Annotated in this window: 21 protein-coding genes; 11 read left to right on the top strand and 10 right to left on the bottom strand. The window is 57.0% G+C overall.

Annotated elements, in window-relative coordinates:
• The first annotated feature begins 197 nt into the window (after positions 1-197).
• From ltnD to BY447_RS04175, 5 genes are all read left to right on the top strand, one after another.
• On the top strand, positions 198-1,103 hold the full coding sequence (ltnD, locus tag BY447_RS04195) for an L-threonate dehydrogenase (protein ID WP_110330603.1): 906 nt from the start codon (positions 198-200) through the stop codon (positions 1,101-1,103).
• Positions 1,103-2,365 carry a 3-oxo-tetronate kinase gene (otnK, locus tag BY447_RS04190; RefSeq protein WP_110330602.1) on the top strand — a complete coding sequence of 421 codons (1,263 nt, stop codon included), beginning with the start codon at positions 1,103-1,105 and terminating at the stop codon, positions 2,363-2,365. Before ltnD ends, otnK begins: the two co-directional genes overlap by 1 nt.
• The gene (locus tag BY447_RS04185) at positions 2,358-3,002 is read left to right on the top strand and encodes an aldolase (protein WP_110330601.1); all 645 of its coding nucleotides are present in this window, start codon (positions 2,358-2,360) and stop codon (positions 3,000-3,002) included. Before otnK ends, BY447_RS04185 begins: the two co-directional genes overlap by 8 nt.
• Positions 3,002-3,787 carry an HPr family phosphocarrier protein gene (locus BY447_RS04180; RefSeq protein WP_110330600.1) on the top strand — a complete coding sequence of 262 codons (786 nt, stop codon included), beginning with the start codon at positions 3,002-3,004 and terminating at the stop codon, positions 3,785-3,787. Before BY447_RS04185 ends, BY447_RS04180 begins: the two co-directional genes overlap by 1 nt.
• Positions 3,788-3,911: 124 nt before the next feature.
• Positions 3,912-5,267: a GntP family transporter gene (locus BY447_RS04175; RefSeq protein ID WP_033733199.1), complete on the top strand. Its 1,356-nt coding sequence runs from the start codon at positions 3,912-3,914 to the stop codon at positions 5,265-5,267.
• A 51-nt stretch (positions 5,268-5,318) separates the two neighbouring features.
• Here BY447_RS04175 and sbcB read toward each other — a convergent pair whose 3' ends face one another.
• Positions 5,319-6,746 (bottom strand): exodeoxyribonuclease I, encoded by a 1,428-nt coding sequence (gene sbcB / locus BY447_RS04170; protein ID WP_110330599.1) that lies wholly within the window; start codon positions 6,744-6,746, stop codon positions 5,319-5,321.
• Between the two features lie 565 nt (positions 6,747-7,311).
• On the opposite strand from sbcB, the gene dacD reads away from it, so the two are divergent.
• The 3 genes from dacD to tmaR all read left to right on the top strand — a co-directional run bounded on the left by dacD (position 7,312) and on the right by tmaR (position 10,280).
• Positions 7,312-8,475 carry a serine-type D-Ala-D-Ala carboxypeptidase DacD gene (gene dacD / locus BY447_RS04165; RefSeq protein ID WP_179291158.1) on the top strand — a complete coding sequence of 388 codons (1,164 nt, stop codon included), beginning with the start codon at positions 7,312-7,314 and terminating at the stop codon, positions 8,473-8,475.
• Between the two features lie 259 nt (positions 8,476-8,734).
• Positions 8,735-9,793: an FUSC family protein gene (locus BY447_RS04160; protein WP_033733196.1), complete on the top strand. Its 1,059-nt coding sequence runs from the start codon at positions 8,735-8,737 to the stop codon at positions 9,791-9,793.
• Positions 9,794-9,953: 160 nt separating this feature from the next.
• Complete coding sequence (tmaR, locus tag BY447_RS04155) at positions 9,954-10,280, top strand: PTS system regulator TmaR (RefSeq protein ID WP_004571340.1); 327 nt, start codon at positions 9,954-9,956, stop codon at positions 10,278-10,280.
• Between the two features lie 88 nt (positions 10,281-10,368).
• On the opposite strand, the gene BY447_RS04150 is transcribed toward tmaR, so the two are convergent.
• From BY447_RS04150 to BY447_RS04135, 4 genes are all read right to left on the bottom strand, one after another.
• Positions 10,369-11,430 carry a LacI family DNA-binding transcriptional regulator gene (locus BY447_RS04150; protein WP_110330598.1) on the bottom strand — a complete coding sequence of 354 codons (1,062 nt, stop codon included), beginning with the start codon at positions 11,428-11,430 and terminating at the stop codon, positions 10,369-10,371.
• A 128-nt stretch (positions 11,431-11,558) separates the two neighbouring features.
• Positions 11,559-12,473 carry a ketopantoate reductase family protein gene (locus tag BY447_RS04145; protein WP_110330597.1) on the bottom strand — a complete coding sequence of 305 codons (915 nt, stop codon included), beginning with the start codon at positions 12,471-12,473 and terminating at the stop codon, positions 11,559-11,561.
• A gap of 180 nt (positions 12,474-12,653) precedes the next feature.
• Positions 12,654-13,427 carry a phosphate/phosphite/phosphonate ABC transporter substrate-binding protein gene (locus BY447_RS04140; RefSeq protein ID WP_110330596.1) on the bottom strand — a complete coding sequence of 258 codons (774 nt, stop codon included), beginning with the start codon at positions 13,425-13,427 and terminating at the stop codon, positions 12,654-12,656.
• Positions 13,420-14,382 carry a fatty acid desaturase gene (locus tag BY447_RS04135; RefSeq protein WP_110330595.1) on the bottom strand — a complete coding sequence of 321 codons (963 nt, stop codon included), beginning with the start codon at positions 14,380-14,382 and terminating at the stop codon, positions 13,420-13,422. The genes BY447_RS04140 and BY447_RS04135 overlap by 8 nt, the downstream gene beginning before the upstream one ends.
• Positions 14,383-14,590: 208 nt before the next feature.
• On the opposite strand from BY447_RS04135, the gene BY447_RS04130 reads away from it, so the two are divergent.
• From BY447_RS04130 to BY447_RS04120, 3 genes are all read left to right on the top strand, one after another.
• On the top strand, positions 14,591-15,613 hold the full coding sequence (locus tag BY447_RS04130; protein WP_013358412.1) for an LLM class flavin-dependent oxidoreductase: 1,023 nt from the start codon (positions 14,591-14,593) through the stop codon (positions 15,611-15,613).
• Between the two features lie 444 nt (positions 15,614-16,057).
• Entirely contained in the window at positions 16,058-18,277 is a 2,220-nt protein-coding gene (gene katG / locus BY447_RS04125; RefSeq protein ID WP_323859481.1) for a catalase/peroxidase HPI, read from the top strand.
• Between the two features lie 237 nt (positions 18,278-18,514).
• Complete coding sequence (locus tag BY447_RS04120) at positions 18,515-19,726, top strand: MFS transporter (RefSeq protein WP_110330594.1); 1,212 nt, start codon at positions 18,515-18,517, stop codon at positions 19,724-19,726.
• Between the two features lie 132 nt (positions 19,727-19,858).
• Here the strand turns inward: BY447_RS04120 and BY447_RS04115 are convergent, their stop codons facing one another.
• The 5 genes from BY447_RS04115 to BY447_RS04095 are packed head-to-tail and all read right to left on the bottom strand — an operon-like array spanning position 19,859 to position 25,524.
• Positions 19,859-20,929, bottom strand: coding sequence for an ABC transporter ATP-binding protein (locus tag BY447_RS04115; RefSeq protein ID WP_110330593.1), 1,071 nt, complete (start codon positions 20,927-20,929; stop codon positions 19,859-19,861).
• A complete protein-coding gene (locus tag BY447_RS04110; RefSeq protein ID WP_110330592.1) occupies positions 20,926-21,906 on the bottom strand; it encodes an ABC transporter ATP-binding protein in 981 nt (326 codons plus the stop codon). The genes BY447_RS04115 and BY447_RS04110 overlap by 4 nt, the downstream gene beginning before the upstream one ends.
• On the bottom strand, positions 21,903-22,850 hold the full coding sequence (opp4C, locus tag BY447_RS04105) for an oligopeptide ABC transporter permease (protein WP_033784641.1): 948 nt from the start codon (positions 22,848-22,850) through the stop codon (positions 21,903-21,905). Before opp4C ends, BY447_RS04110 begins: the two co-directional genes overlap by 4 nt.
• On the bottom strand, positions 22,850-23,809 hold the full coding sequence (locus tag BY447_RS04100; RefSeq protein WP_033783607.1) for an ABC transporter permease: 960 nt from the start codon (positions 23,807-23,809) through the stop codon (positions 22,850-22,852). Before BY447_RS04100 ends, opp4C begins: the two co-directional genes overlap by 1 nt.
• Positions 23,810-23,862: 53 nt before the next feature.
• Positions 23,863-25,524 (bottom strand): ABC transporter substrate-binding protein, encoded by a 1,662-nt coding sequence (locus BY447_RS04095; protein ID WP_110330590.1) that lies wholly within the window; start codon positions 25,522-25,524, stop codon positions 23,863-23,865.
• Positions 25,525-25,660 lie beyond the last annotated feature (136 nt).

Genomic DNA, 25,660 nt, shown 5'->3' with positions numbered 1-25,660 from the left:
CAGCTGATACAGGGCGGGCAGCTGCACTCACCGGGCTAACGCAAGGTGAAGCCGGTAAAACAGGCCGTGTTAAAAATTGTTCCCGTTCACACTGGTGATGTTTTTTTGTGAGGAGTGACACATTTTTATCGACAGGAAGCTGGCAGGATTAACAGTAACAAACAAATAATCACTTAATTTAACAGTGGAGGCGTAACGTGCCAGCTGAAAACATCTGCGTTATCGGGTTAGGTTCCATGGGTATGGGTGCGGCGAAATCCTGTCTGCGCGCCGGTCTCAACACCTGGGGGGTCGATTTGAATCCTGCGGCCCTGGAGAGCTTACGTCAGGCCGGCGCACGTGATGCGCAGTCATCCGCCTCAGCCTTTGCAGAACAGCTCGATGCCGTTTTGCTGCTGGTGGTCAATGCAAAGCAGGTTAACGCCATTCTGTTCGGTGAAGATGGTCTGGCCGCAAAACTGCGTCCGGGCACGGTGGTAATGGTCTCATCCACACTCTCAGCGCAGGATGCGCAGCAGATTGAACAGCGGCTGGCTGAACATCAGTTGCTGATGCTGGATGCCCCGGTGTCGGGCGGCGCGGCCAAAGCGGCCAGCGGTGAAATGACGGTGATGGCATCCGGCAGTGATACGGCCTTTGCACAGCTGCAGCCGGTGCTGGATGCGGTGGCTGCCAAAGTCTATCGCGTGGGCAATGAAATTGGCCTCGGGTCAACCGTCAAAATTATTCATCAGCTGCTGGCGGGCGTTCACATCGCGGTCGGCGCAGAAGCCATGGCGCTGGCGGCGCGAGCCGGTATTCCGCTGGAAACCATGTATGAAGTGGTCACCAATGCCGCGGGCAACTCGTGGATGTTCGGGGACCGTATGAAGCATGTGGTAGACGGCGACTACAGTCCTAAATCGGCCGTCGATATCTTCGTGAAAGATCTCAACCTTGTGGCCGATACCGCAAAATCGCTGCACTTCCCGCTGCCGCTGGCTTCAACCGCCCTCAACATGTTTACCGAAGCCAGCAACGCCGGTTATGGCCGGGAAGATGACAGTGCGGTAATCAAAATCTTCAGCGGCATCACGCTGCCACAGGCAGGGGAGAACAGCTGATGCGTCTTGGCGTAATAGCGGACGATTTTACCGGCGCAACGGATATCGCCAGTTTTCTGGTGCAGAACGGCCTGACCACCATTCAGTTCAACGGCATCCCCGCCAGCGAAGAGAGGACAGAGGCGCAGGCGATTGTGGTCAGCCTGAAGAGCCGTTCCTGTCCGGCAGATCAGGCGGTTGCGCAGTCGCTGGCCGCGCTGGCGTGGCTGCAGACGCAGGGCTGTGAACGCTTCTACTTCAAATATTGCTCTACCTTCGACAGCACTGCGCAGGGCAATATCGGTCCGGTGACCGATGCGCTGCTGAATGCACTGGGTGAGACGCAGACGGTCATCTGTCCGGCGCTGCCGGTGAACGGTCGCACCGTCTATCAGGGCTATCTGTTTGTCGGCGATCAATTGTTGTCCGATTCCGGTATGCGGCACCATCCGGTCACCCCGATGCAGGACAGCAACCTGATGCGTCTGATGATGTCGCAGGCAACCGGCAAAGCCGGGCTGATCGCGGCGGCACAGGTCGATCAGGGCGCAGCGTCAGTGCGTCAGGCGCTGGACCAGCTGGCGGAGCAGGGCATTAATTACGTCGTCACTGACACCCTGCATCAGGCGCATCTGTTGACGCTGGGTGAAGCACTCAGTGACAGGCGGCTGGTGACCGGCGGTTCCGGGCTGGCCATCGGTCTGGCGCGGCAGTGGGCGACGGCTGAGACGGATGCAGAGGCAGAGCAGGCAGGCCGTCCGCGCGGCGATCGCGCCGTGGTGCTGTCCGGATCCTGTTCGCAGATGACCAATCGTCAGGTTGCCGCGTACCGCCAGCTGGCACCGGCCTGCGAAGTAGAGATTGAGCATTGTCTGGAAGATGCAGAAGGGTATGCCCGGAAGCTGTGCGACTGGGTGGAAGCTAACAGCCATCAGACGCTGGCCCCGCTGCTGTTTGCCACCGCTGACGCGCAGCAACTGCAGGTGATTCAGCAGCGCTATGGCGCGCAGCGCAGCAGCGAAGCCGTTGAGCAGCTGTTCGCCGCTGTCACCCGCGAGCTGAAAGGGCGCGGCTGGCAGCGCTTTATTGTGGCGGGAGGGGAAACCTCCGGCGTAGTCGCGCAGAGCCTGGGTGTAACCGCCTTTCACATCGGCCCGACCATTTCGCCCGGCGTGCCCTGGGTGCGCGACATCCATCAGCCTCTCTCGCTGGCACTGAAATCGGGCAATTTTGGCGACGAAGATTTCTTCCGCCGCGCGCAAACGGAGTTTACCTATGTCTGAATCTTCCCTGTTAGCGGAACAGCAGGCGCGTGACGAAATGGTCCGTCTCGGCGCCTCGTTCTTTCAGCGTGGCTATGCCACCGGCTCAGCGGGCAACCTCTCCATGTTGCTGGAGGATGGCAATCTGCTGGCGACTCCTACAGGCTCCTGCCTCGGGGAATTACAGGCTGACCGGCTGTCGAAAGTGACGCCTGAGGGGGAATGGCTCTCCGGTGATAAACCCTCAAAAGAGATTGCGTTTCACCGCGCGCTCTACCTGAATAACCCCGACTGCCGCGCAGTGGTGCATCTGCATAGCCACTACCTGACGGCGCTCTCCTGTTTACAGGGGCTGGATACGGACAACTGCATCCGTCCGTTTACCCCCTATGTGGTCATGCGCGTCGGTGATGTGCCGGTCGTGCCTTACTACAAGCCGGGCGATGGGCGTCTGGCCGATGATCTGGCGGCGCTGGCGCCGCGTTACCGCGCCTTTTTACTGGCGAATCACGGCCCGGTGGTGGTGGGGAAATCCTTACAGGAAGCGGCGGATAACACGGAAGAGCTGGAAGAGACCGCCCGTCTGATCTTTACCCTGGGTGACCGCCCGATCCGTTATCTCAGCGATGCCGAAGTGGCGGAATTAAGGAGCCGATAATGCCGAAGTTTGCTGCTAACCTTTCGACGCAGTTTAATGAATATCCCTTTGCCGAACGCTTCGCTGCAGCGGCGAAAGCCGGTTTTACAGCGGTCGAATTTCTGTTTCCTTATGACTATCCCGCCGCGCAGATAAAACAGTGGCTCGATGAGAACCAGCTGCAACTGGTGCTGTTCAATACCGCGCCGGGCAATGTCGCAGCGGGTGAGTGGGGCGTCTCCGCCATCCCCGGACGGGAAGCGGAAGCAAAGGCGGATATCGACCGCGCCCTGAGCTATGCGCTGGCGCTGAACTGCCCGCAGGTTCACATTATGGCGGCGACAGTGCCGCCCGGTGCTGATCGTCAGCGCTATGTTGAGACCTTTATCAGCAACATGCGCTATGCGGCAGAGCGCTTTGCGCCGCACGGCATCAATCTGCTGATCGAAGCGCTTAACCCGGTAACCAAACCCAACTATCTCTACGCCAGCCAGTATCAGACGCTGGAGATGGTAGAACAGATCGATCGGCCGAACGTGTTCACTCAGCTCGACCTGTTTCACGCACAGCGGGTGGACGGCAACCTCAGCCATCTGATTCGACACTATGCGGGACGATATCGTCACGTGCAGATTGCGTCGGCACCGGATCGTCATGAGCCGGATGAGGGGGAAGTTAATTATCCGTACCTCTTCTCGCTGCTGGATGAGGTTGGCTATTCCGGCTGGGTCGGCTGCGAATATATCCCGCGAGGCAGCACGACCGAGGGCCTTGGCTGGTTTGCTCCCTGGGCGCAAAAAACCTGATTTAACGGGCTGAAAAACCGGTGTTTCAGCACCGGTCGGGAGCGGCTTGCCCTTTTTCTGACTCTGCACCTGCTATTTCTGTACGCCTGAAACCCAAAAAATATAACAATTTCTGAGGTTTACTATGTCCACCGCACTGCTGTTAGCCATAGCGACCGCCAGCATCGTGATCCTGCTGCTGCTGGTCATCAAAGCCAAAGTTCATCCGTTTGTCGCCCTGCTGATTGTCAGCCTGCTGGTGGCGATTGCGACCGGCATTCCGGCTGAAAAAATCATGGAGACGATTATCACCGGGATGGGTGGGCTGCTCGGTCACATCACTATCATCATCGTGCTGGGTGCCATGCTTGGAGCGATTATTGAAGCCTCGGGTGGGGCTGAATCGCTGGCGCAACGCTTCAGTAAAACGCTGGGGCTGAAGCGAACCGTTGCGGCATTGACCATGGCAGCCTTTATTCTGGGCATTCCGGTCTTTTTCGAAGTGGGCTTTATCATCGTCATCCCGTTGATTTATGGCTTCACTAAGGTGGCGCGGGTCTCACCCCTGAAGTTTGGCCTGCCGATGGCGGGCGTGATGCTGACGGTGCACGTGGCGCTGCCAACCCATCCGGGTGCGGCGGCGGCGGCCGGAATCCTGCACACCGATATGGGCTGGCTGATGATGCTGGGTATCGCGATTTCCGTGCCGGTCGGGATCATTGGCTACTACGTGGCGAAAGTGATGAACCGTCGCCATTACCATCTGTCGGTCGAGGTGCTGGAGCAGTTGCAGATGGCGAAGCCAGAGGGGCAGGAAAAGAAGCATGAACCGGCCCCGCCTGGCGCGCTGACTATCAGCGGTCTGATTGTGGTCCCGATTGTATTGATCGTGCTGGGAACGCTGTCCCACACCCTGCTGGCGGAAGGCAGCCTGCTGCGTAACGTTATGACCGTAATTGGCACACCGCCGATTGCCCTGCTGATTGCCTTGGGGCTGGCGGCCTGGCTGCTGGGCGTGCGGCGTGGCTGGAGTAAAGATAAGCTGGAAGATCTCACCGGGCGAGCCATTCCCACCTCTGCCAGCGTAATTCTGGTGGCCGGTGCGGGTGGGGCATTCGGCAAAGTGCTGGTGGAGTCGGGCGTAGGTAAAGCGCTGGCGGTCACGCTGGAAACGCTGCATCTGCCGCTGGTGCCGGCTGCCTTTATCCTGTCGCTGGCGCTGCGCGCGTCACAGGGGTCCGCCACGGTAGCCATCCTGACCACCAGCGGTCTGCTGACGCAGGCGGTGACCGGTGTAACGGATATGCAACGGGTACTGGTGACGCTGGCGGCCTGTTTCGGCGGCCTGGGTCTGTCTCACGTTAATGATGCAGGATTCTGGGTGGTCACCCGTTATCTCGGGCTTTCCGTGGCCGACGGTTTACGCACCTGGACGGTGCTGACGACGATAATGGGGTTAAGCGGTTTTGTGCTGACCTGGCTGGCGTGGACGGTGCTCTGATTCAGCAAAACAGGAAAGCCTGACCCGGCAGGGTCAGGCTTTCATATTGGTTCAGGAGACCAGTTCCTGCGCATAAAGATAGAGCGCTTTGAGCTGCCCAACCTTTTCTGCATCCGCTTCATGCAGATTAGCCAGTCCCTCCAGCTCCTGCATAAATGCCTGCACCCGATCACTATTCAATACTTCACGGCGATGCTGCAACCAGCGCTGCTGCTCGGCATCATCCAGCGTGCCGGGGAAGTTACGCGCCCGGTAGCGGAACAGCAGTTTCGCCACCCGCGCACTCTCAAAGCTCAGGTCCAGCGCAGGCAGATTGGCGGGCGCGGTCTGGCGGATAATATTCATTCCGGCACGGTCGGCATCACTGAAGAATCCATCGTAGAGCTGTGTGTCCACGTCGTCTGACGGCGTAAACGGCTCGGCTTCGGCAAACAGCGTGACTAGTTTTTCCCGCACGTCAGGCTGCTGACGCAGCAGCGCCAGATTCGCCAGGCAGTGCTGACGATCGATGCCCAGCCGGGCCGCATCTTCCGGACGCAGCGTACTGGCAGGTGCCAGTACCGGACACTTGTTGATATGTACCAGTTTAACCGGCACCGCAGGCAGATCGCCCAGGTCGTTTTTCGGCGTGTAAAGACGCTCACGCAGGGTATCGGCATCCAGTTGCAGCAGCGGCGACATATCGCCCGCCAGATCGACCACGATCAGCGCATTGCGGTTATCGGGATGCCAGGCCAGCGGTACGATCCAGCTGGTGTTGCCGCGCGCCGCGCCGAACATGCCGGAGACATGAACCAGTGGCTTCATCTGCGGGATGTCGATCAGGTTCATCAGCTTGTTTTTGTTGCGATGGGTAAACAAAAACTCAAACAGTTTCGGTTGCTTCTCTTTTACCAGCTTTGCCATCGCCAGCGTAGCGTAAACATCGGACATCGCATCGTGCGCATTTTCATGGGCCACGCCGTTGGCTTTGGTCAGATGCTCCAGCCGGAAGCTCGGAAAGCCTTCTTCATTTTCTGGCCAGTTGATCCCGTCAGGCCGCAGCGCATAGCAGGCACGCATCACGTCAAGCAGGTCCCAGCGTGAGTTGCCGTTTTGCCAGGCCCAGCCGTAAGGGTCGTAAAAGTTGCGATAGAAGATATTGCGCGTTACTTCATCATCGAAACGCACGTTGTTGTAGCCGACCACGCAGGTTTGTTCGGTGGTGAACAGCTTATGAATGCATTCGGCAAACTCAGCTTCGATTACGCCGCGGCTCATCGCTATCTGCGGGGTAATGCCGGTAATCATCACCGCTTCGGGCTGTGGCAGATAGTCATCAGGCGGACGGCAGTAGAACACTTCTGGCTCGCCAACAGGATTGAACTCACCGTCGGTGCGCAGGCCGGCAAACTGGGCGGGCCGGTCACGAGAGGGGCTGGTGCCGAAGGTCTCGTAATCGTGGAACAGAAAAGTGGGCTGTACGCGGTCGTTATTCAAATTTCATATCCGTTCATTGCGTTCACTGACTTTATGAACAGAGCGTGCTAAATCGGCTCTGCTCGCTCTGTAACTTTCTGCGCGCAGCAGGATGAGATGTGATCGTTATATCTGATGCGCGGGCGCAGGGTTCAGCCGTACAGTGCCATTATAGCGGCTCATGGCTGCGGCTGGCGCTCGTCACGTATGGTAAACCATATTCCTGCGCGTCTGAAGTTAAGGGTAAAGCCTGCCTGATGCCTCTTTTTGACAACCAGCCATTGGCGACCGCCGCAACAGACTCAGCCGCCCGTTTTGGCGGATGTCCAGAACCGGGAGCCGTTGCACATTTTCTCACTACGTCTGTATGCCACTTTCAAGCCTTTTCGTGGCCTCAAACCTGCACCGCATCTTTTCTGGCGCGGTCAGCCGACGGACGGATTCACTTACCCGGTTCATCCGGTCATTGCCAGTTCATACTTTTTTTCAATTTATTCAAACCTTCACGACGCTTTTGCCGTAAAACGTGCGGCTGTTTCCGTTTCGTTTTAGAAATTTTCTCTCCCGTGCAATTAAGGATGAAGTGTTGAAAAGGCGTCTGTTGTTCACCGTTACCGCTACTGTTTTTTGGGCCTCGCTGGCGCAGGCTGATGCGATTCCCTTTCCTGTGACGCCTCCGGCGATTGATGCGGCTTCCTGGGTTTTGATGGATGCCACCACCGGGCAGGTGCTGACCGCGGGCAATCCCGATGAACGCCGCAATCCTGCCAGCCTGACCAAACTGATGACCGGCTACGTAGTCGACCGCGCTATCGACCAGAAGAAAATCAGCCGTGACGACATGGTCACGGTCGGCAAAGATGCCTGGGCGGCGGGAAATCCGGTGTTTAAAGGCTCCTCACTGATGTTCCTGAAGCCAGGCGATAAGCTGAGCGTCCGGGATCTAAGCCGCGGCGTGATTATCGATTCCGGCAATGACGCCTGTGTTGCACTGGCGGATTACGTGGCCGGCAGCGAAGCGAACTTCGTTGGCATGATGAATCATTATGTTGAGAAGCTCGGCCTGCAGAATACCCACTTTGAGACCGTTCATGGTCTGGATGCGCCGGGTCAGTACTCCAGCGCGCTGGATATGGCGAAGCTGTCACGCGCGATTATCGATGGTGAGCCTGACTTTTATGCCATGTACAGTGAGAAAACCCTGAGCTGGAACGGCATTACTCAGAACAACCGTAATGGCCTGCTGTGGGATAACAACCTGCACGTTGATGGGCTGAAAACCGGTCACACGGAAACCGCTGGCTTTAACATCATCGCGTCAAATGTAGTGGGTAAACATCGGCTGATCGCCGTCGTGATGGGCGGTAAAAGCCCGAAAGGCCGCGAAGAGCAGGCGCGTAAGCTGCTGGTCTGGGGTCAGAACACCTTTGATACCGTTCAGCTGTTCCATGCCGGTAAGAAGATTGGCAGCGAAAACGTCTGGTACGGCAATCCGCATCAGGTAGAAGTGGGAACGGCAGAAGATGTCTATCTGTCACTTCCGCGCAGTGAAGTGCAGAACGTGAAGGCGAAGTACGTCATCGATCGCAAAGATCTGGAAGCGCCGCTGAAAGCCAATGAAGTGATTGGAGAAATTCAGGTGATGGATAAAGATCAGCAGATTGCTCACTATCCGCTGGTGGCGCTGAGTGCGGTAGAGCCAGCAGGTGTGATTACCCGCCTGACGGACTATCTTAAACAGAAATTCTGATTAACCGCCGGGCAGTACAAAAACGGGTAGCCTGCAGGCTGCCCGTTTTCACATTTACATCCTGAGCCTGTTACTGATTCCTGAGAAAGGTTAAAAAGCCGTATTCAGTTGTTCATGACTTCCGGTCAGGTATGTGAGTCGGATGTTGATAATTGTAAGCGAACGTCAAAACTGTTTTGAAATATCCGGCCCGCGCTAAGCCCGAGCCGCGTTCAGGGTTAAGATAGCCCCATCATGTTCCCGTAACCGGAAAGTCACTTTGCGTCCTGACAAGCCCATCTCGAAACTGGAGTTCTGGTTTTATCGCCATTACCGATCCGTCCACGGCGTGCGCATTGCCATCGCCTTTTTACTCTGCTTTATCTTTGTCCGGGCGACCGGTATCCCTGAAGGCACCTGGCCGCTGATTACGCTGGTGGTGGTGATGGGGCCGATTTCCACCTGGGGAAATGTCTTTCCGCGCGCCCTGCAGCGCATCTGCGGCACGGTGGCAGGGTCGATTTCCGGTCTGATTGCTCTGAAGCTGGAGCTGATCTCCATGCCGGTGATGCTGGCTTGGTGCGGCATCATCATGGTGATTAGCGGCTACCTGACGCTGGGCAAACATCCCTACATGGCGCTGCTGATTGGGATTACGCTGAGCGTGGTGGTGGGCGCGCCAACCGGCGATTTCACCGTGGCGCTGTGGCGCGGCGGAGATGTGATTCTGGGATCGCTGATGGCGCTGCTGTTTACCGCGATCTGGGCGCAGCGCGCCTACACACACTGGCGCATTCAGCTCTCCGACACGCTGGCGGGCATGGCAAAAATCTATCACGCCGGTTTCTCGCCCAACCTGGTTGAAAAGCCGCGTCTCAACAAGCCGCTGGGCAAATTGCTGACCAGCGTGATCAAAATGCGGGCGCTGCTGGAGCCGTCGAGCAAAGAGACGCGCATCCCGAAGTCGGTGCTTGAAGCGATTCAGACCATAAACCGTAATATGGTTTACACCATTGAGATGCAGATTAATGCCTGGTGGGCCTCGCGTGAGAGTCACCTGATTATGCTTAACGCGCCTGCACTCCGCCGCACGCAGCAGATGACAGAGAACACGCTACGGGCGCTCTCGGTGATGGCGATTGAGGGTGAAACAGAAGAGGTGATAGCCAACAGCCATGAGCTGACCGAAATCAGTGGCGAACTGCGCAGACTGATCGCCGAAGCGGGCAGCGACGGGCTGGAAGAGACGCCAATCTACGGCTATGTCTGGCTGACGCTGGAACTGGCGAAACAGCTGGAGCGCATGACCGATCTGATGCGGATGGCGTTGCGCAAATAATCACCTCAGACAATGACTTAATGTGAAACCGGGTTTCTTTGCGCTAAGATAAGAGCCAGTCTGAATTTAGCTGTGAAAATTGCTTACCTGGCGGGCTAGCCGCTAAGCTGATCGTTTTGACTCTCTCCCTGCGTCAGCAGGCTTAAAGAAAGGTGCCATCATGGAAAATGCCAAGCAGTCATTTCAGGACGTACTGGAGTTCGTGCGTATGTTCCGCCGCAAAAACAAACTGCAGCGTGAAATTGTCGATAACGAGAAGAAAATCCGCGATAACCAGAAGCGCGTTCTGCTGCTCGACAACCTGAGCGAATATATCAAACCCGGCATGAGCGTTGAGGCTATTCAGGAAATCATCGCCAGCATGCGTGTGGATTATGAAGACCGCGTGGATGAGTACATCATCAAAAACGCCGACCTGTCGAAAGAGCGTCGCGAGCTGTCGAAAAAAATCAAAGCGATGGGCGTGGGCGAACACCCGAAAGCATAAGAACAGGGCGCTTATGCGTTTTGCGTTCCATGCGAACCCGCATTCACGTCGGTGATGCGGGTTTTTTATTGCCTGTCTCCGCGCAGAATTATTTACCCGCCAGCCTGCGGGCAATCTCCTGTAGCTGACGGGAGAGCGCCACTACATCGACCCGCTCATCCGCGGGCGGGGCGGTGGTCTCACGGATCACCAGCATGGTTTCCAGCGCGTTGTCTGGTGCCTCTTCATCCTGAAGCCGCGCCAGCATCCGCTCAACACTCTGTGCGCCAAGATAGTGTAAATCCTGCCGCACCGTGGTCAGCGGCGGCTGATACCACGCGCTCTCGGCGGTATCGTCATAACCAACCACGGAGATCTCGCCAGGAATGGCGACACCATACTGATGCAGCGCCCGCATCGCACCCAGCGCCATCTGATCGTTGGCAACCAGCAGCGCCTGCGGCAGGTCATCGGGCAACTGCGTCAGCAGCGCCTGATAACCCGATTGTGCGCTCCAGTCACCGCGCAGCGCGCAATGCGGCGTTAGCTGATGATCGGCCAGCGCCTGACGCCATGCGTTTTCGCGCTGACGGGCTGATACCGAGCGCAGCGGCCCGCTTAACAGGCCAATCTGACGATGCCCCAGCGCCACCAGATGTTCAACGGCGGCACGTGCGCCGGACTCATTGGGATACTGACACTGCGCCACCGCCGCCTGCGGTTCGACATCCAGAAACAGCACCGGCTTGCCGCCGCACAGCAGCTGGATCTGCTGCGCTTCATCGGCATCCAGCGGCAGGTTAATCAGCAGCCCATCAACCCGCTGAGCCAGCAGTTCATTCACGGTGGCGGCCGCATCGTGGCCGCTGTCCATCGCAATCACCAGATGATAACCCGCCCTTGCAGCACGCTGCTGAATCGCCGAGGCGATCTGCGCCGGTGCCATCAGGGCCAGGTCGCTGGTCGCGAGACCCAGCGTGCGCGTCGCCTTGCCCGCCAGCTGCTGCGCCACCCGATTGGGCACATAATTGAGCTGCTGCATCGCCGCCTCAACCCTTTCCCGCGTGCGGGCTGACACCTGTTCAGAACGATTTAAAACACGTGAAACGGTTTGATATGAGACGCCGGCCAGTTGAGCGACATCATCAAGGGTCACGGAGCGGGAAGTCATTGAACTCTCCAATAGATGAAGCGACGAGTGTAACAAATTTTCATGCTGTACTGCTGCTGCCAGCCACACGTTTACCGCCACGCCAGCGGGAAACGTGGCGGCAGCCGACCCGCGAACGCTGCCGGTTGTTAACGCTGCTGCAGATAGACCTGCAGGTTTACATCCACCGCATTCAGCAGCGGCGTGGCAAGCCCGTTTCGTTTCGCCCGCAGCAGCAGGTCGCCGATGATCTGATCGGCTTCAATATCATAACCTTGGGTGAGATCGCGGTACATTGAGGAGGTCATCGGGGTCGCGGGATTGTTTAACAGTTCAAAAATGCGGGCCGTCACCGCCGGGCGCGGCTGATAGCCTTCGGCAGTTATGACAGACAGGATCTCCGTAAAGATCCCCTGAAGCAGCGCTTCGCCGCCGCGCGCGGTGAGGATCTGCCGGGTATCGCCGCGTGCCAGGCAGCAGACTGCGCCGAGGGTGCTGAGCAGCAGCCACTTTTCCCACAGCTCATCCATAATGTTATCGCTGAACAGGGTATCAACCTGACAGTCGCGCAGCGCAGCATCAACCCGCTGCAGCCGTTCATCATTGTTGCCGTCCAGCGCGCCGTATAAGAGCTGGTGCAGTGGCGTCATCTGGATGACTTCGCCCTGATCACCCAGCGTGGCGTTGATTTTGCACAGGCCACCAATCAGCTTATCTTCGCCGAAACGCTGTTGCAGCGTTGCGATATGCCGCATTCCGTTGAGAATTGGCATGATCAGCGTGTCCGGGCCGACGGCCGGCGCAATGTCCTCCATCACCTGATCAAGGGCAAAGCTTTTTACCGTCACAATAATCAGATCAAAGTGACCTGTCAGGGTGCTGGCCTGCGTCAGCTGCGGCTGTAACTTTTCGGTGCCCTGCGGCGTCTGCAACACCAGCCCATTGTTTTGCAGCTGCTGATAACGGCGTTCACGCACCAGAAAAGTCACGTCCTGACCCGCCTGAGCCAGTCGTGCACCAAAGTATCCACCGGTCGCGCCGGCGCCTGCCATCAGAATCCGCATTCCACTCTTCCTTTGCTGAAAACCTTTACCTTAGAACGCCGTGAGCGCGCTTACCAGCGTTAGCCTCCGGCGCAGCGTATCGGGGTGCGTGAAAAAACAGGCAGGGAAAGCGTGAGCAGTGAGGCGAGGATGCAGAAAAATCAGATTTTCCCGGTCAGAAGGGCGAATCAGCGTGCGGCGTTAAAGCCGGGTGACGCCCAGCGCGGCGGCCTGCTGTTCCCACGCCAGCACGTCCTGATAATCGTCTCGCTGCACAGAGCTGAATCCACTGATGAGATTGTCGTTGCAGACGCCGCGCCAGGCGGGATCGCTTACCAGCTGATGTAGCGCCGTGCGTAATGTCGCCAGCCGGGCCGCTGACGTTGAGGCGGCCGTAATCAGCGGCAATCCGGGTGCGGCGGGTGTCTCATCGATGATATGCAGGCCGCGCAGTTCATCCGGCGCATAGCGCGCCAGCAGCGCCCAGCTCACACAGTCGATAGCGGCGATATCTGCCTGCGAATCGCGCAGCGCTGCCAGCGACTGACGGTGTCCGCCGCTCAGCAGCAGCTGTGAAAAGGTCACGCCCTGACGCGCCGCCACAAACCGCAGCGCGTTATAGCCGGATTGTGAGTCCGGGCTGTTAGCCACGGCCCGCTGACCGTTGAAATCGGCAAGCGTCGCCTGTTTATCCCGCGCCACCAGCCAGCTGCGATAATCGCGCCCGCTGCAGCCCAAAGCCTGATAGTGAAAGGTGCCGACCAGCTGAACCGCCGGTAACTGGCTGACCAGCGGATAGCCGCAGGTCTGGCTCAGCAGCAACCGCTCATCCCGCCAGTGAGCCAGCAGATCATCAGGCCAGACCGGCTGCGCGTCGGTGTCATGCTGCGCCAGCAGCGTAACCACAGCCTGCATCAATGCCCGCGTGGCAGGCGGATGGAGGGCATACATGGGCAAAGCGAGTAGATTATTCATGGGTTTTCTCCCCTGAGCGGCCCGGATGGGCATTGACGCTAACCGGTCTGGCCCAGAACTGACGCAGCCAGACCCGATAGCCCGCCACCCGAAAACCGTGGTTGCGCTGATAGTAATGCTCGCGGTCGCGCAGATAGAGCGGGCGCAGGCCATACCAGGGAACGCCAGGCAGATCGTGATGCACTGAATGGTAGTTCAGATTCAGGAACAGTATGCGCCAGGGCCAGGCCGTTTCATTATTCACCGAACGTGCCAGCGGGTCGTCCGCTGCACGATGCTCGTAAAAGGATCGTATCTTGGTCAGCGCCAGCGCCGGATAACTTACCGCCAGCAGATACCACAGCGGCGAAAACCCGAGCTCCGCCATCCAGTAAAACAGCAGAGCCAGCAGCGCGCCATGCAGCAGCCACATGCCCGTCGCATAGCGATCACCACGTCGCAACGCCTGCCACATCCCGCCAACGGTCGACGCGATATCCAGTAGCGGGCCAAGCAGCAACCGTCCCGGAAACGTGTTGCGCAGATGAATCAGCCGCTGCTGCCAGCGCGGCAACTGCGCCCAGCGGGCAGCGGAAAAATAGTAGGTTTCCGGGTCTTCGTCCGGCTCGGTCAGGGTGTGATTGCGATGATGGGCAAGATGAGAGTCACGATAGAGCCAATAGGGATACCAGACCGCCAGCGGCAGGGTGCCGAACAGCTGATTCACCCGCGGCCAGCGTGTGGGATGACCGTGGATCAGCTCATGCTGCAGCGACATATACCAGGTGGTGAAAACGATCAGCAGCAGGGTAGCGGGCATTTGTCCCAGCGTCTGCCAGTTCAGCATTACCGAGAACCAGCCACCGTAAATCATGCCCATCAGCAGCCAGGTCGGCAGTTCGCTGCGCCAGAGCCAGCTGCGCGCGCGCTGTTTCAGCCAGGCGCGCTGCTGTAAAGAGAGATAACCGTTGTGCATCGTTCACCTGACAGCAGAAGCGGGAGTCTGGAGAGTGAAAGAAAGCGCGGACAAAGACAAAGTGGATAATCTGCTTAGCTATGTCGAAATTCCTGAATATGGCGCTTAAAGATATTGACTATCAGTGGCGGCGCGGAGGGCGTAACCTTTCCCTATCAAAAATCGACTCATGCCCACAGGCGTTTATCGCCTGTCAGGAGAAATACAGATGAAAAATATCGGCTTCTTATCCTTTGGTCACTGGACGCCTTCGTCGCAGTCCGCCACCCGCACCGCGCAGGATGTGTTACTGCAATCGATCGACTTAGCGGTCGCCGCCGAAGAGCTGGGCGCAGATGGCGCTTATTTCCGTGTCCACCATTTTGCCCGCCAGCTCAGCTCGCCGTTTCCGCTGCTGGCTGCCGTGGCAGCACGCACCAAAACGATTGAGATCGGCACCGGTGTCATCGACATGCGCTACGAAAACCCGCTCTACATGGTGGAAGACGCCAGCGCGGCAGACCTCATTTCCAACGGTCGTCTGCAGCTGGGTCTGAGCCGCGGTTCCCCTGAGCAGGTGATCGATGGCTGGCGCTACTTTGGCTTTGAACCGAAAGCGGGTGAAAGCGATGCGGATATGGGCCGTCGCCATACCGAAGAGTTTCTGGAGGTGCTGCGCGGCGAAGGCTTTGCTAAGCCGAATCCACAGCCGATGTTTCCGAATCCGCCAGGTCTGCTGCGCCCTGAGCCGCTTTCGGAAGGGCTGCGTGACCGTATCTGGTGGGGATCCGGCTCCAACGCCACCGCAGAATGGGCGGCGAAAATGGGCATGAACCTGCAAAGCTCAACCCTGAAAGATGATGAGACCGGCGAGCCGTTCCACATTCAGCAGGCGAAACAGATCCGTGCCTACCGCGAGGCCTGGAAAGCGGCGGGGCATCAGCATGCGCCACGCGTTTCCGTCAGTCGCAGCATCTTTGCGCTGGTAAATGATATGGACCGCGCCTACTTTGGCCGCAGCGGTAACGATCAGGATTCCGTTGGTTTCCTGGATGAGAAAACCCGCGCCATCTTTGGCCGCAGCTATGCCGCAGAGCCAGAAGTACTGATTAAGCAGCTGGCACAGGATGAGGCGATTGCCGAAGCGGACACGCTGCTGCTGACCGTGCCTAATCAGCTTGGTGTCGCCTACAACGCCCATGTGATTGAGGCGATTCTGAAGTACGTCGCCCCGGAACTCGGCTGGCGTTAAGTCTGAAGTCGAGCGCCCGCGCAAGCCGGGCGCTCTGTTGTTTCTTCATAAAGCGGTGTTACCTGCCATTCATCTCTGCGATCGTTAACGCTTTTTAATCATTTTCTCTTCTCGTATTTCTGCCGTTTCTGCTTCGCATCTGTTCCATCCATCCCTGCAACTACACCGGTTTAGCCAGCGAACGCGGCCATATCAGGTCTGGCCGCTGCTCAGCCAGCCATGAATAAGACGGTTGTGTAACCGGTTGTGCCGGAATAGTCTGATAAGCATCGATGCCGCTTCGTTGATGATTCCGGGTAGTAACATCCGTCGCGCCATTGCTGGAAGCTGTTGAAACAAACCTTATTCAAAGGGATAAGCTATCAATCTTATAGGATGAGACAGGTGTGAGTTCCTGAAAATCCTCTATAGAGTAGCGATGAAAATACAAAAAGAGGTGTGACCATGAGCAATTCCATTGATGAAGATGCAAAAGATGCAAAGCCTATCGTCGAAGCCGATCGCGAAGCGCCTGAAAGCAAATGCCCCTTTCATGCGGGCAAGCCAGCGCAGCCCAATCAGGCGCCGGGTGGCGGAACAACCAACCGTGACTGGTGGCCTAACCAGCTCCGCGTTGACCTGCTGAACCAGCACTCATCCCGTTCGAACCCGCTTGATGAATCCTTCGACTACCGTAAAGAATTTTCCAAATTAGATTACTCTGCGCTGAAAGCTGACATTAAAGGGTTGCTCACCGAGTCACAGGCCTGGTGGCCCGCTGACTGGGGCAGCTATATTGGCTTGTTCATCCGCATGGCCTGGCACAGCGCCGGAACCTATCGCTCCGTAGACGGACGCGGTGGTTCAGGCCGTGGTCAGCAACGCTTCGCCCCGTTAAACTCCTGGCCGGACAACGTCAGTCTCGATAAAGCGCGCCGCCTGCTGTGGCCGATTAAACAGAAATACGGTCAGAAGATCTCCTGGGCTGACCTCTATATTTTGGCGGGTAACGTTGCGCTGGAAAACTCCGGCTTCCGTACTTTCGGCTTTGGTGCCGGACGTGAAGATGTCTGGGAACCGGATATGGATGTGAACTGGGGCGAAGAAGCCGCCTGGCTGGAACACCGTCACCCGGAATCTCTGGCACAGTCGCCACTGGGTGCCACTGAAATGGGGCTGATCTACGTCAACCCGGAAGGCCCGGAACACAGCGGCGATCCTGCCTCTGCGGCCCCGGCGATTCGCGCCACCTTTGGCAACATGGGCATGAACGACGAAGAGATCGTGGCACTGATCGCGGGTGGCCATACGCTGGGTAAAACCCACGGTGCCGCACCGGCCAGCCACGTGGGTGTCGATCCTGAAACTGCACCGATTGAAGCGCAGGGCCTGGGCTGGGTTAACAGTCACGGCACGGGCGTCGGCGCAGATGCGATTACCTCTGGCCTGGAAGTAATCTGGTCGCAGACACCGACCCAGTGGAGCAACTACTTCTTCGAGAACCTGTTCAAATATGAGTGGGTCCAGACGCGCAGCCCGGCGGGTGCGATTCAGTTCGTGGCAGCTGATGCGCCGGATATCATCCCGGATGCGTTTGATTCCACTAAGAAACACAAGCCGACCATGCTGGTCACCGACCTGACGCTGCGTTTTGACCCGGAGTTTGAAAAAATTTCGCGTCGTTTCCACAACGATCCGCAGGCGTTCAACGAAGCGTTTGCGCGTGCGTGGTTTAAGCTGACGCACCGTGATATGGGACCGAAAGCGCGCTACATAGGACCTGAAGTGCCACAGGAAGATCTGATCTGGCAGGATCCGCTGCCTGCACCGGTTTATCACCCAACCGTGGCAGACATCGCCCAGCTGAAAGAGAAGATTGCCGCATCCGGCCTCAGCGTCAGCGAACTGGTCTCTGTTGCCTGGGCTTCGGCATCAACGTTCCGTGGTGGCGACAAGCGTGGTGGTGCCAACGGTGCCCGACTGGCACTGCTGCCGCAGCGTGAGTGGGACATCAATGCCGTCGCAGCACGCGTCCTGCCAGCGCTGGAAGCCATTCAGCGCGAAGCCCACAAGGCTTCACTGGCGGATGTGATCGTGCTGGCGGGTGTTGTCGGTGTTGAGCAGGCGGCGAAAGCGGCTGGCGTCTCGATCGACGTACCCTTTACCCCGGGCCGTGTCGATGCGCGTCAGGATCAGACCGACATTGAGTCGTTCGATCTGCTTAAACCGCGTGCGGATGGTTTCCGTAACTACGGCACCGGCTTCGGCAAAACCACTACCGAAAGCCTGCTGATCGATAAAGCGCAGCAGCTGACCCTGACCGTGCCGGAGTTAACGGTGCTGGTGGGCGGGATGCGTGCCCTGGGCGCTAATTTCGATGGCAGCCAGCACGGTATCTTCACCCACCATGTGGGATCGCTGAACACAGACTTCTTCGTGAATCTGCTGGATATGCGTACCGAGTGGAAAGCGACTGATGGCAGCAATGAGAAATTCATCGGACGCGATCGCGTGAGTGGTGAAACCCGTTTCACCGCCACACGCGCCGACCTGGTGTTTGGTTCCAATGCGGTGTTACGCGCCTCGGCGGAAGTCTATGCCAGCAGCGACGCCCGCGAAAAATTCGTCAAAGACTTTGTCGCCGCCTGGACCAAAGTGATGAATCTGGACCGGTTCGATATCTGATTGCTGTTGACGTTTTAAAAAACCAGAAACCCGCTGATGTCAGCGGGTTTTTTTGCGTGTCTGAAAGCCTCAAGGGTGTAAAGGCATGTTCAGAAAATCTGTTCCTGTCGGGTATTAAAGCTCAATTACCTCTTCAGCGATGACGCTTAAAACATAAATGTTATTGCTTAATTGGCATTTCGGATGCGCTCTGTCGCCAGATAAAGTCATTTTATTATTCTGACTGACGGACTGGCTATGATGATCAGATTCTCTTTTTTATGGCCCCTTTTTACGCTCGATTTCATATTACATTTCAGCAGAGCACTCACTTTCACGTTCTTTCCCATCTACCTTTCACAGACGCTGGCGTTTAATCCGCTGATGACAGGCTATGCGCTGGGAGGCAGCCTGGTGATAGCAACGGTGGCGGGTGTCTGGTGTGGCGTGTTAATTGATCGCTTCACTCCTCAGCGGTCCCTTTTTCTGGCGATTCTCCTCTCGGTTGTTGTCTATGGCTTATTAACACACGTCCAACACTTCATTCAGGTTTTGGTTTTACTTATCATGATTGAGGTCGCTTTCACCACCATGCACCTCGCAGTAAAATCGCTTCTGTCAGGCTTGTTGCCTGCTGACCAACGAGGGGCCGCCTTTTCGGTTACCTATACCCTGATTAATATCGCTTTTTGTAGTGCGCCGATTCTCGGTATTCTCGCCAGTCACTATGCCGTTCATGCGCCGATGTGGCTGTCTGCAGGATTAAGTTTTATTTCACTCTGCATACTTAGCCTGTACTACCGTCGTTACGATGCTCATCTGCAGGTAAACTCTCCCGTTAACGGGCCGAAAACCAGCCTGAAGCAGACGTTCAGCGTATTAATCACCGATTATCGGTTGCAGCTTTTTACCCTTGGGGGGCTGTTCAGCGCGCTGGTCTATGCCCGTTTTGCGACGTATTTATCGCAGTATCTGGGATATGTGGTCAGCGAGTCAGAAGCACTGAGGTTGATTACGTTGATTGTCAGTATCAACGCAGCAACGGTCATTCTGTTGCAGTATGTTATTGGCAAAAGGATTACACAGAAAAATATGGTGTTCAGCGTGATGGCCGGAACCGGATTACTGGTGATGGGATTATATTTCTTTCATGTCTCTGAACTGACCCTGTTCTGGATTATCGCCACCATATTCTTCTCGTTAGGCGAGGTCATTCTTGTTCCGTCGGAGTTTCTTTTTATCGATTCTATTGCCCGTGATGATATGAAAGGGGCCTACTTCGGTGTGCAGAATATTGCGATGTCAGGCGGTGGAGCCAACGCTATTCTCTTCGGCTACCTGCTTAACAGCCATCTTATCCCGCCATCATCCATCTTCTATTTACTGATTTTTTTTGCCCTGCTGGGATGTGCTTTATACCTTATTGGCATTCGCCAGAAAAACAGGGTGGTGCCGGCCAGAGAGTCCTGAGCGCTGCCCGGACGGAATAAGAGAAGTGAAATAATACCCAACAAAAAACCCGCTCCGGTTTCCCTGAGCGGGTTTACGAATCTGGCTCATCTGACCGGGCACGTCTTTGCCAGTAACTGACTACTCATCACGCTAAGCCTGAATGATATTTCTGTCAGGACCGCCCTGATGACCACCAATAGTTGCGGGTTTCACCAATCTGGTTGCACTGTCTGGTGTAACTCCCTCTCTGTTTTGCTGGATCAAATGACACGCCACATGGTGCCCGGGCGACGCTTCACGTAATTCCGGTACTGCCTCGCGGCACTGCGTTTCCGCCTGCGGGCAGCGTGACGAGAAGCGGCAGCCGGATGGCGGGTGTGACGGATCCGGAATCTCCCCCTTGATCACCTCGGTGGGTTCATGTTGTGGGTCGAGCGTCGGTACGACGGCCAGTAGCGCCTGCGTGTAAGGATGCAGCGGCTGACTGAACAGGGCGTCGCGGCTGGCGGTCTCCACCAGTTGCCCGAGATACATCACCGCCACGTCATCGCAAAGATGTTCCACCACGCCGAGGTCATGCGAAATAAACAGGAAGGTGACGCCGAGGTCATCGCGCAGATCGGAAAACAGGTTGATGATCTGCGCCTGAATGGAGACATCCAGCGCGGAAATGGGCTCATCGGCGACAATAAAGTCCGGATTGAGAATCAGTGCCCGGGCAATGCCAATGCGCTGGCGTTGTCCCCCCGAGAATTCGTGCGGGAAACGCGGGTAATGTTGCGGAGCCAGCCCGCAAATCTTCATTACCGCGATTACCCTGTCGTACAACTCCGCTCGGGTGCAGAGTTTATGCGCCAGTAGCGCCTCACCAATGGCATCGCCGATACGCATACGTGGATTCAGAGAGCTGTAGGGATCCTGAAACACCAACTGGATTCTGGGGCGCAGCGCCTGCATTTCCCGCGCCGTTAGCGTCGACAGGTCCTGTCCCCGATACTTAATCGTGCCAGCGGTTTTATCATATAACCCCAGCACTGTGCGGCCTACGGTGGTTTTGCCGCTGCCGGATTCGCCCACCAGACCGAAGATGGTGCCCGGGCGGATGCGAAAGCTGACACCGTCAACGGCACGAAGCTGACTGGTTTCCTGACCAAACAGGCCATCGCGTATCGGGAAGTGCTTCTTCAGCCCGTCCACTTCAATGATGTATTCAGAACTCATGCGAAACATTCCACTTTTTCACGGTGAAAACAGGCGGCCTGCCGCGTTGTACCCACCAGCGGCGGTATGCCTGACCGGCAGATTTCGCTGGCGCGTTCGCAGCGGTCAAAAAAAGCGCAGAATGCGGGCAGCGCGGCAAGATCCGGCACCTGACCGGGGATGGAGTAGAGCCGACGTCGCCGCTCGCCGGGAACCGGTCGGGACGCGATGAGGCCCTGGGTATAGGGATGCAGCGGATTACGCAGTACCTCTGCGGTGGGGCCGTATTCAACAACCCGCCCGGCATACATCACGACTACCTGCTCCGCCATCCGGGCAATGACGCCCAGATCGTGGGTGATCAGCATCAGCGCCATCTGGCTGGCACGGGCCTGATCGCGCAGCAGACGCAGAATCTGGGCCTGAACGGTGACGTCCAGCGCCGTGGTTGGCTCGTCGGCAATCAGCAGTTTCGGCTGGCAGCTGAGTGCCATCGCAATCATGATGCGTTGCAGCATGCCGCCGGAAAGCTGGTGCGGGTAGCTGATCATCAGACTCTCCGCGCGCGCCAGTCCGACCTGGCTAATCAGCGCGATCGCCTGCTGCCAGGCAGCTTTAGGTGATTCTCCCCGATGGCGAATCAATGGCTCACATAGCTGCTCGCCAATGGTCAGAACCGGATTCAGGGCGCTCATCGGTTCCTGAAAAATCATCGCCAGCTGGTTGCCTCGCAGGTCGGCCATCCTGGCGGGATTGAGTGTCAGCAGATCCTGCCCCTGGAAGCGGATGGCGCCGCCGTCAATACGCGCGGCCTGCGGCGGCAACAGTCCCATCAACGACATGGCGGTAACGCTTTTGCCACAGCCGGATTCGCCGACAATACCCAGGGTCTGTCCGGCATGAATAGTAAAGGAGACCTCCTGCACGGCCTGCACACGCCCCTGTTCGGCGGCAAAGGAGACGGATAACTGTTCAAAGGTGATCAGTGGCTGGCTCATTTCTGGCTCCGTTTCATGCGGGGATCGAGCGCATCACGCAAGCCGTCGCCCAGTACGTTAATGGCAACCACGGTGATAAAGATGGCGATGCCCGGTGGCATCCACAGCCACGGGCGACGCTGGAAGTCGATCAGGCTATTGGCGGCATCCATCATGTTGCCCCAGGAGGGTGTCGGCGGGACGACGCCAAGACCGAGATAGCTCAGCGCCGACTCGCTCAGAATGGCGTTCGCCACTGCCATCGTCGCCATCACCACCAGAATCGGGATGGTATTGGGCAGCAGATGACCAAACAGGCGGCGACGTGATGACAGGCCCAGTACCTGCGTTGCCAGCATAAAATCACGCTCGCGCAGCGAAAGGATTTGCCCGCGCACCAGCCGCGCCAGTTTAGGCCACTCCAGCAGGCTCAGCATGATGACCACCATATAGATGCGCGCATCCGCTGAGAAATCGAGTTCCGACAGCATGGCGCCAGCGACAATCAGCAGCGGCAGGCTGGGAATGGTCATGACCAGATCGGCCAGACGCATAATCAGCTTGTCGGTCAGGCCACCCGCGTAGCCCGACACGGCACCGAGCAGATAACCCAGCGCCACCGACAGCAACATCGTCAGCAGGCCAATGGTCAGCGAAATGCGCCCGGCAAGGAGCAAACGGGTGTAGACATCCCGCCCCAGGAAATCGGTTCCCAGCCAGTGCTGCGCCCCTGGCGGTTTGTTGATCATCAGGGCATCCGTGGCGTCATCCTGCCACGGCGACCAGATCGGCCCCAGCACGCACCAGATCGCCATGACAATCAGTAAAACCAGGCACAGCATCGCCAGCGGATTGCGCCGTAATGCCTGCCATGCCTGGCGCCACGGTGAGGGCGTGGCCTGGGCCAGCGCAGGGATTACCGCTTTGCGCAGGCGGCGTTGCGTGGAAAAAAGTGAACTGATCATCATGAACTCACCCGAATACGCGGGTCAGCCCACGCGTAAAGCACGTCGGCCAGCAGATTGCCGAGGATAGTTAATACCGCCAGAAACAGCGTGAAACCCATCAGCACCGGATAGTCACGGGCAGCGAGCGAATCGATGTGGATATGTCCTGCACCCGGCCAGTTGAAGACTTTTTCGGTGATGAGGGCACCCGAGAACAGGCCCGGTAGCTCAAAGCCGAGCAGGGTAATGATCGGCAGCAGCGCATTGCGTAACGCATGTTTCATGATCACCGTGCGTTCGCGTAAACCTTTTGCCCGAGCAGTGCGGATGAAATCCATTTTGATGACGTCGAGCATGCTGGCGCGAAAATAGCGCGTCAGGCTGCCCGCCTGCAACATCACCAGTGCCAGCACCGGCAGCATCAGGTGGGCCGCCACTTGGACAATATAGGCCCAGCCGCTGTCATCACTGCCGGTGTTGGTCATGCCGCCGACCGGCAACCAGTGCAGATCTACCGCGAACCATTTGATTAACAGCAGGCAGAGAAAAAAGGTTGGAAAAGACATTGCGGCAAACACCAGCACGCTGACCAGATGATCGAACCACGAGTTGGGTTTGATTGCCGACGCGATACCGGCGGCAAGGCCAATTCCCCAGTAAAATACCAGCGCGACACTGGCGAGCAGGAAGGAATTCCAGACGTACTGGTTAAGCAACTGAGTGACAGGAATCTGGTATTGCAGTGAGAAACCCAAATCACCCCGCAACAGCTGGCCGAGCCAGTGCAGATAGCGGGTGAGCAGCGGCTGATCAAGGCCGTAAATCGCCTTCAGTTCAGCTGCGCGCGCGGCGGTCAGCGTCACGTTGCCGTCGATAAAGTCACCGGGTGTCTTTGCAAACAACATAAAAATGATAAAAGAGGCAAACAGCAGCATGGGCAGGGTGTTCAGCAGCCGCCGCAGGATAAAATTTCTCATGGTCTTCTCATATCAGCCGTCAGGAAGTCCCGACGGCTGAACAGTGGGCAAGGTTACTTAACGATTTTGACGTCCGGCAGACTGCCGGTCAGGCCGTTATAGATATCCGGTTTAAAGCCGGTCACGCGGCCGCTGCTGGCGGAGAGGATCTGGCGATAACCGAGCAGGATCACCGGTGGGTCATCTGCCAGCACTTTATACAGCTGGTGGTAAATCGGTTTGCGCTGTGCCACATCCAGCACGGCATTGCCTTCGTTAATCAGCTTATCCACCTGAGGATTGTTATAACCGGACTCCCTGGCCTCGGTGCTGTAGTAATCCCATACCCCGTCATGCGGATCGTTTAACGTGCTGGTACTAAAGGACGCCAGGTCGTAATTGCCCGCTTTGCGCTGCGCCATCAGCGCATTGAAGTCCACCACCTGGGGTTTCAGCAGCACACCAATTTTCTGCCAGTCCTCTTTGGCGATCGGGATAAGCGCGTCGTTCAGCACTTTTTTGCTTGCCAGTAAGGTCAGTTCAAGACGTTTGCCGTCCTTTACGCGAATACCATCGGCTCCGGGTTTCCAGCCCGCCTCATCAAGCAATTTTTTCGCCTGTGCCGGATCGTATTTGTAGGGATTCACGCCATCCGGGTTATACGCCCAGGAGATAGGCGCGATAGGTTCGACAGCAACCCTGCCATACCCCTGGTACACCACATCGATTAGCTTCTGACGATCCAGCCCGTAAATCAGCGCCTGACGTACCTTCGCGTCCTGCAACGCCGGGCGGCGAACGTTGAACTCGACTTTGCTGTAATCACTGGACCCGTAGAGATTGATATTGGCAAAGCCGAGCAGTTTCAGCTGCTCAATATCATCCGGTCGTGAAGTGAAGGCGTCGTAATCCGTTTCACCGGTCTGGAACAACTGGAAATTGGTTGAGGGGTTAGTGACGCGATAAATAAAACGAGGCGTTGGCGGTGTGCCACGATAAAAGTGGCTATTGGCATGAAAACGAATTTCCTGCCCCGGGATGTATTTGTCATAGACATAGGGGCCATTGCCCAGCGGTTTGCCATGCAGGGTGCGCAGATAGTCAAGATTGCCACGCTTATAGCCTTTGCCGTAATAAGCTTCCGATAGCACCGGCCCGCCAATTTTTGCCAGTGTGGTTGCGCCAGGTTGTGTGGTGGTGATCTGGAGCGTGAGTGGATCGATCACTTTCAGGCCACTGACGCTGTCGGCTTTACCTGCTTTATATTCCGCACCCCCGGCAATATTCGCGAGCGTGATGTCGGTGTCGCCATCATATTTCGGGTCGTACAGGACGGTAAGGGTAAAGGCGACGTCTTTAGCGGTGAGTGGGGAGCCGTCGCTGAACGTCAGATTGGGGCGCAGCTTAATGGTATAGACTTTGTAATCCGGGCTTACCGTCCAGCTTTCCGCCAGACCCGGCACCAGATTGCCGTGGCTGTCCCAGTCAATCAGGCGTGAAAAAATGACGTTGGTGACATTTTCATCCCAGCCGTTGACAAAAAAGTAAGGGTTAAAAATTCCCTGAGGTTCAGAAATGCCCGCCACCACCGTATCTTTGCGCAATTTCGCCGCTGCCGGAATCTGGCTGGAATCGGTGGCCGGGGTGATACCTTCTTTAAGGGCATCGTCGGCAAACGTCATAGAGCTGAAGGCTGCAAGGCTGCTGAAGAGTGCTATTTTAAGTCTGAACTGCATGCTTTGTTTGTTTATTAAACTGACCAAAAGAGATCCCTCAAAAATATAATGACAATGTTCATTTACAAAAAATGAAAATTATTCTTCCCCTGATCCGGTGTCTAACAATCAAACGCTATAACAAATAACGAAATGT

This window comes from Pantoea sp. JKS000250 (genome assembly GCF_003201065.1).
In the GTDB taxonomy this organism is placed as follows: Bacteria; Pseudomonadota; Gammaproteobacteria; order Enterobacterales; family Enterobacteriaceae; genus Pantoea; species Pantoea vagans.
Note: the sequence above shows the minus strand (reverse complement) of the source record. Positions and strands in the feature narration are given on the sequence as shown.

Excerpts from the sequence above, each read along its gene's own strand:
- otnK (WP_110330602.1), top strand. The coding sequence starts at position 1,103 with ATGCGTCTTGGCGTAATAGCGGACGATTTTACCGGCGCAACGGATATC.
- BY447_RS04185 (WP_110330601.1), top strand. The coding sequence starts at position 2,358 with ATGTCTGAATCTTCCCTGTTAGCGGAACAGCAGGCGCGTGACGAAATG.
- BY447_RS04180 (WP_110330600.1), top strand. The coding sequence starts at position 3,002 with ATGCCGAAGTTTGCTGCTAACCTTTCGACGCAGTTTAATGAATATCCC.
- BY447_RS04175 (WP_033733199.1), top strand. The coding sequence starts at position 3,912 with ATGTCCACCGCACTGCTGTTAGCCATAGCGACCGCCAGCATCGTGATC.
- tmaR (WP_004571340.1), top strand. The coding sequence starts at position 9,954 with ATGGAAAATGCCAAGCAGTCATTTCAGGACGTACTGGAGTTCGTGCGT.
- BY447_RS04150 (WP_110330598.1), bottom strand. The coding sequence starts at position 11,430 with ATGACTTCCCGCTCCGTGACCCTTGATGATGTCGCTCAACTGGCCGGC.
- BY447_RS04145 (WP_110330597.1), bottom strand. The coding sequence starts at position 12,473 with ATGCGGATTCTGATGGCAGGCGCCGGCGCGACCGGTGGATACTTTGGT.
- BY447_RS04140 (WP_110330596.1), bottom strand. The coding sequence starts at position 13,427 with ATGAATAATCTACTCGCTTTGCCCATGTATGCCCTCCATCCGCCTGCC.
- BY447_RS04135 (WP_110330595.1), bottom strand. The coding sequence starts at position 14,382 with ATGCACAACGGTTATCTCTCTTTACAGCAGCGCGCCTGGCTGAAACAG.
- BY447_RS04130 (WP_013358412.1), top strand. The coding sequence starts at position 14,591 with ATGAAAAATATCGGCTTCTTATCCTTTGGTCACTGGACGCCTTCGTCG.
- katG (WP_323859481.1), top strand. The coding sequence starts at position 16,058 with ATGAGCAATTCCATTGATGAAGATGCAAAAGATGCAAAGCCTATCGTC.
- BY447_RS04120 (WP_110330594.1), top strand. The coding sequence starts at position 18,515 with ATGATGATCAGATTCTCTTTTTTATGGCCCCTTTTTACGCTCGATTTC.
- BY447_RS04115 (WP_110330593.1), bottom strand. The coding sequence starts at position 20,929 with ATGAGTTCTGAATACATCATTGAAGTGGACGGGCTGAAGAAGCACTTC.
- BY447_RS04110 (WP_110330592.1), bottom strand. The coding sequence starts at position 21,906 with ATGAGCCAGCCACTGATCACCTTTGAACAGTTATCCGTCTCCTTTGCC.
- opp4C (WP_033784641.1), bottom strand. The coding sequence starts at position 22,850 with ATGATCAGTTCACTTTTTTCCACGCAACGCCGCCTGCGCAAAGCGGTA.
- BY447_RS04100 (WP_033783607.1), bottom strand. The coding sequence starts at position 23,809 with ATGAGAAATTTTATCCTGCGGCGGCTGCTGAACACCCTGCCCATGCTG.
- BY447_RS04095 (WP_110330590.1), bottom strand. The coding sequence starts at position 25,524 with ATGCAGTTCAGACTTAAAATAGCACTCTTCAGCAGCCTTGCAGCCTTC.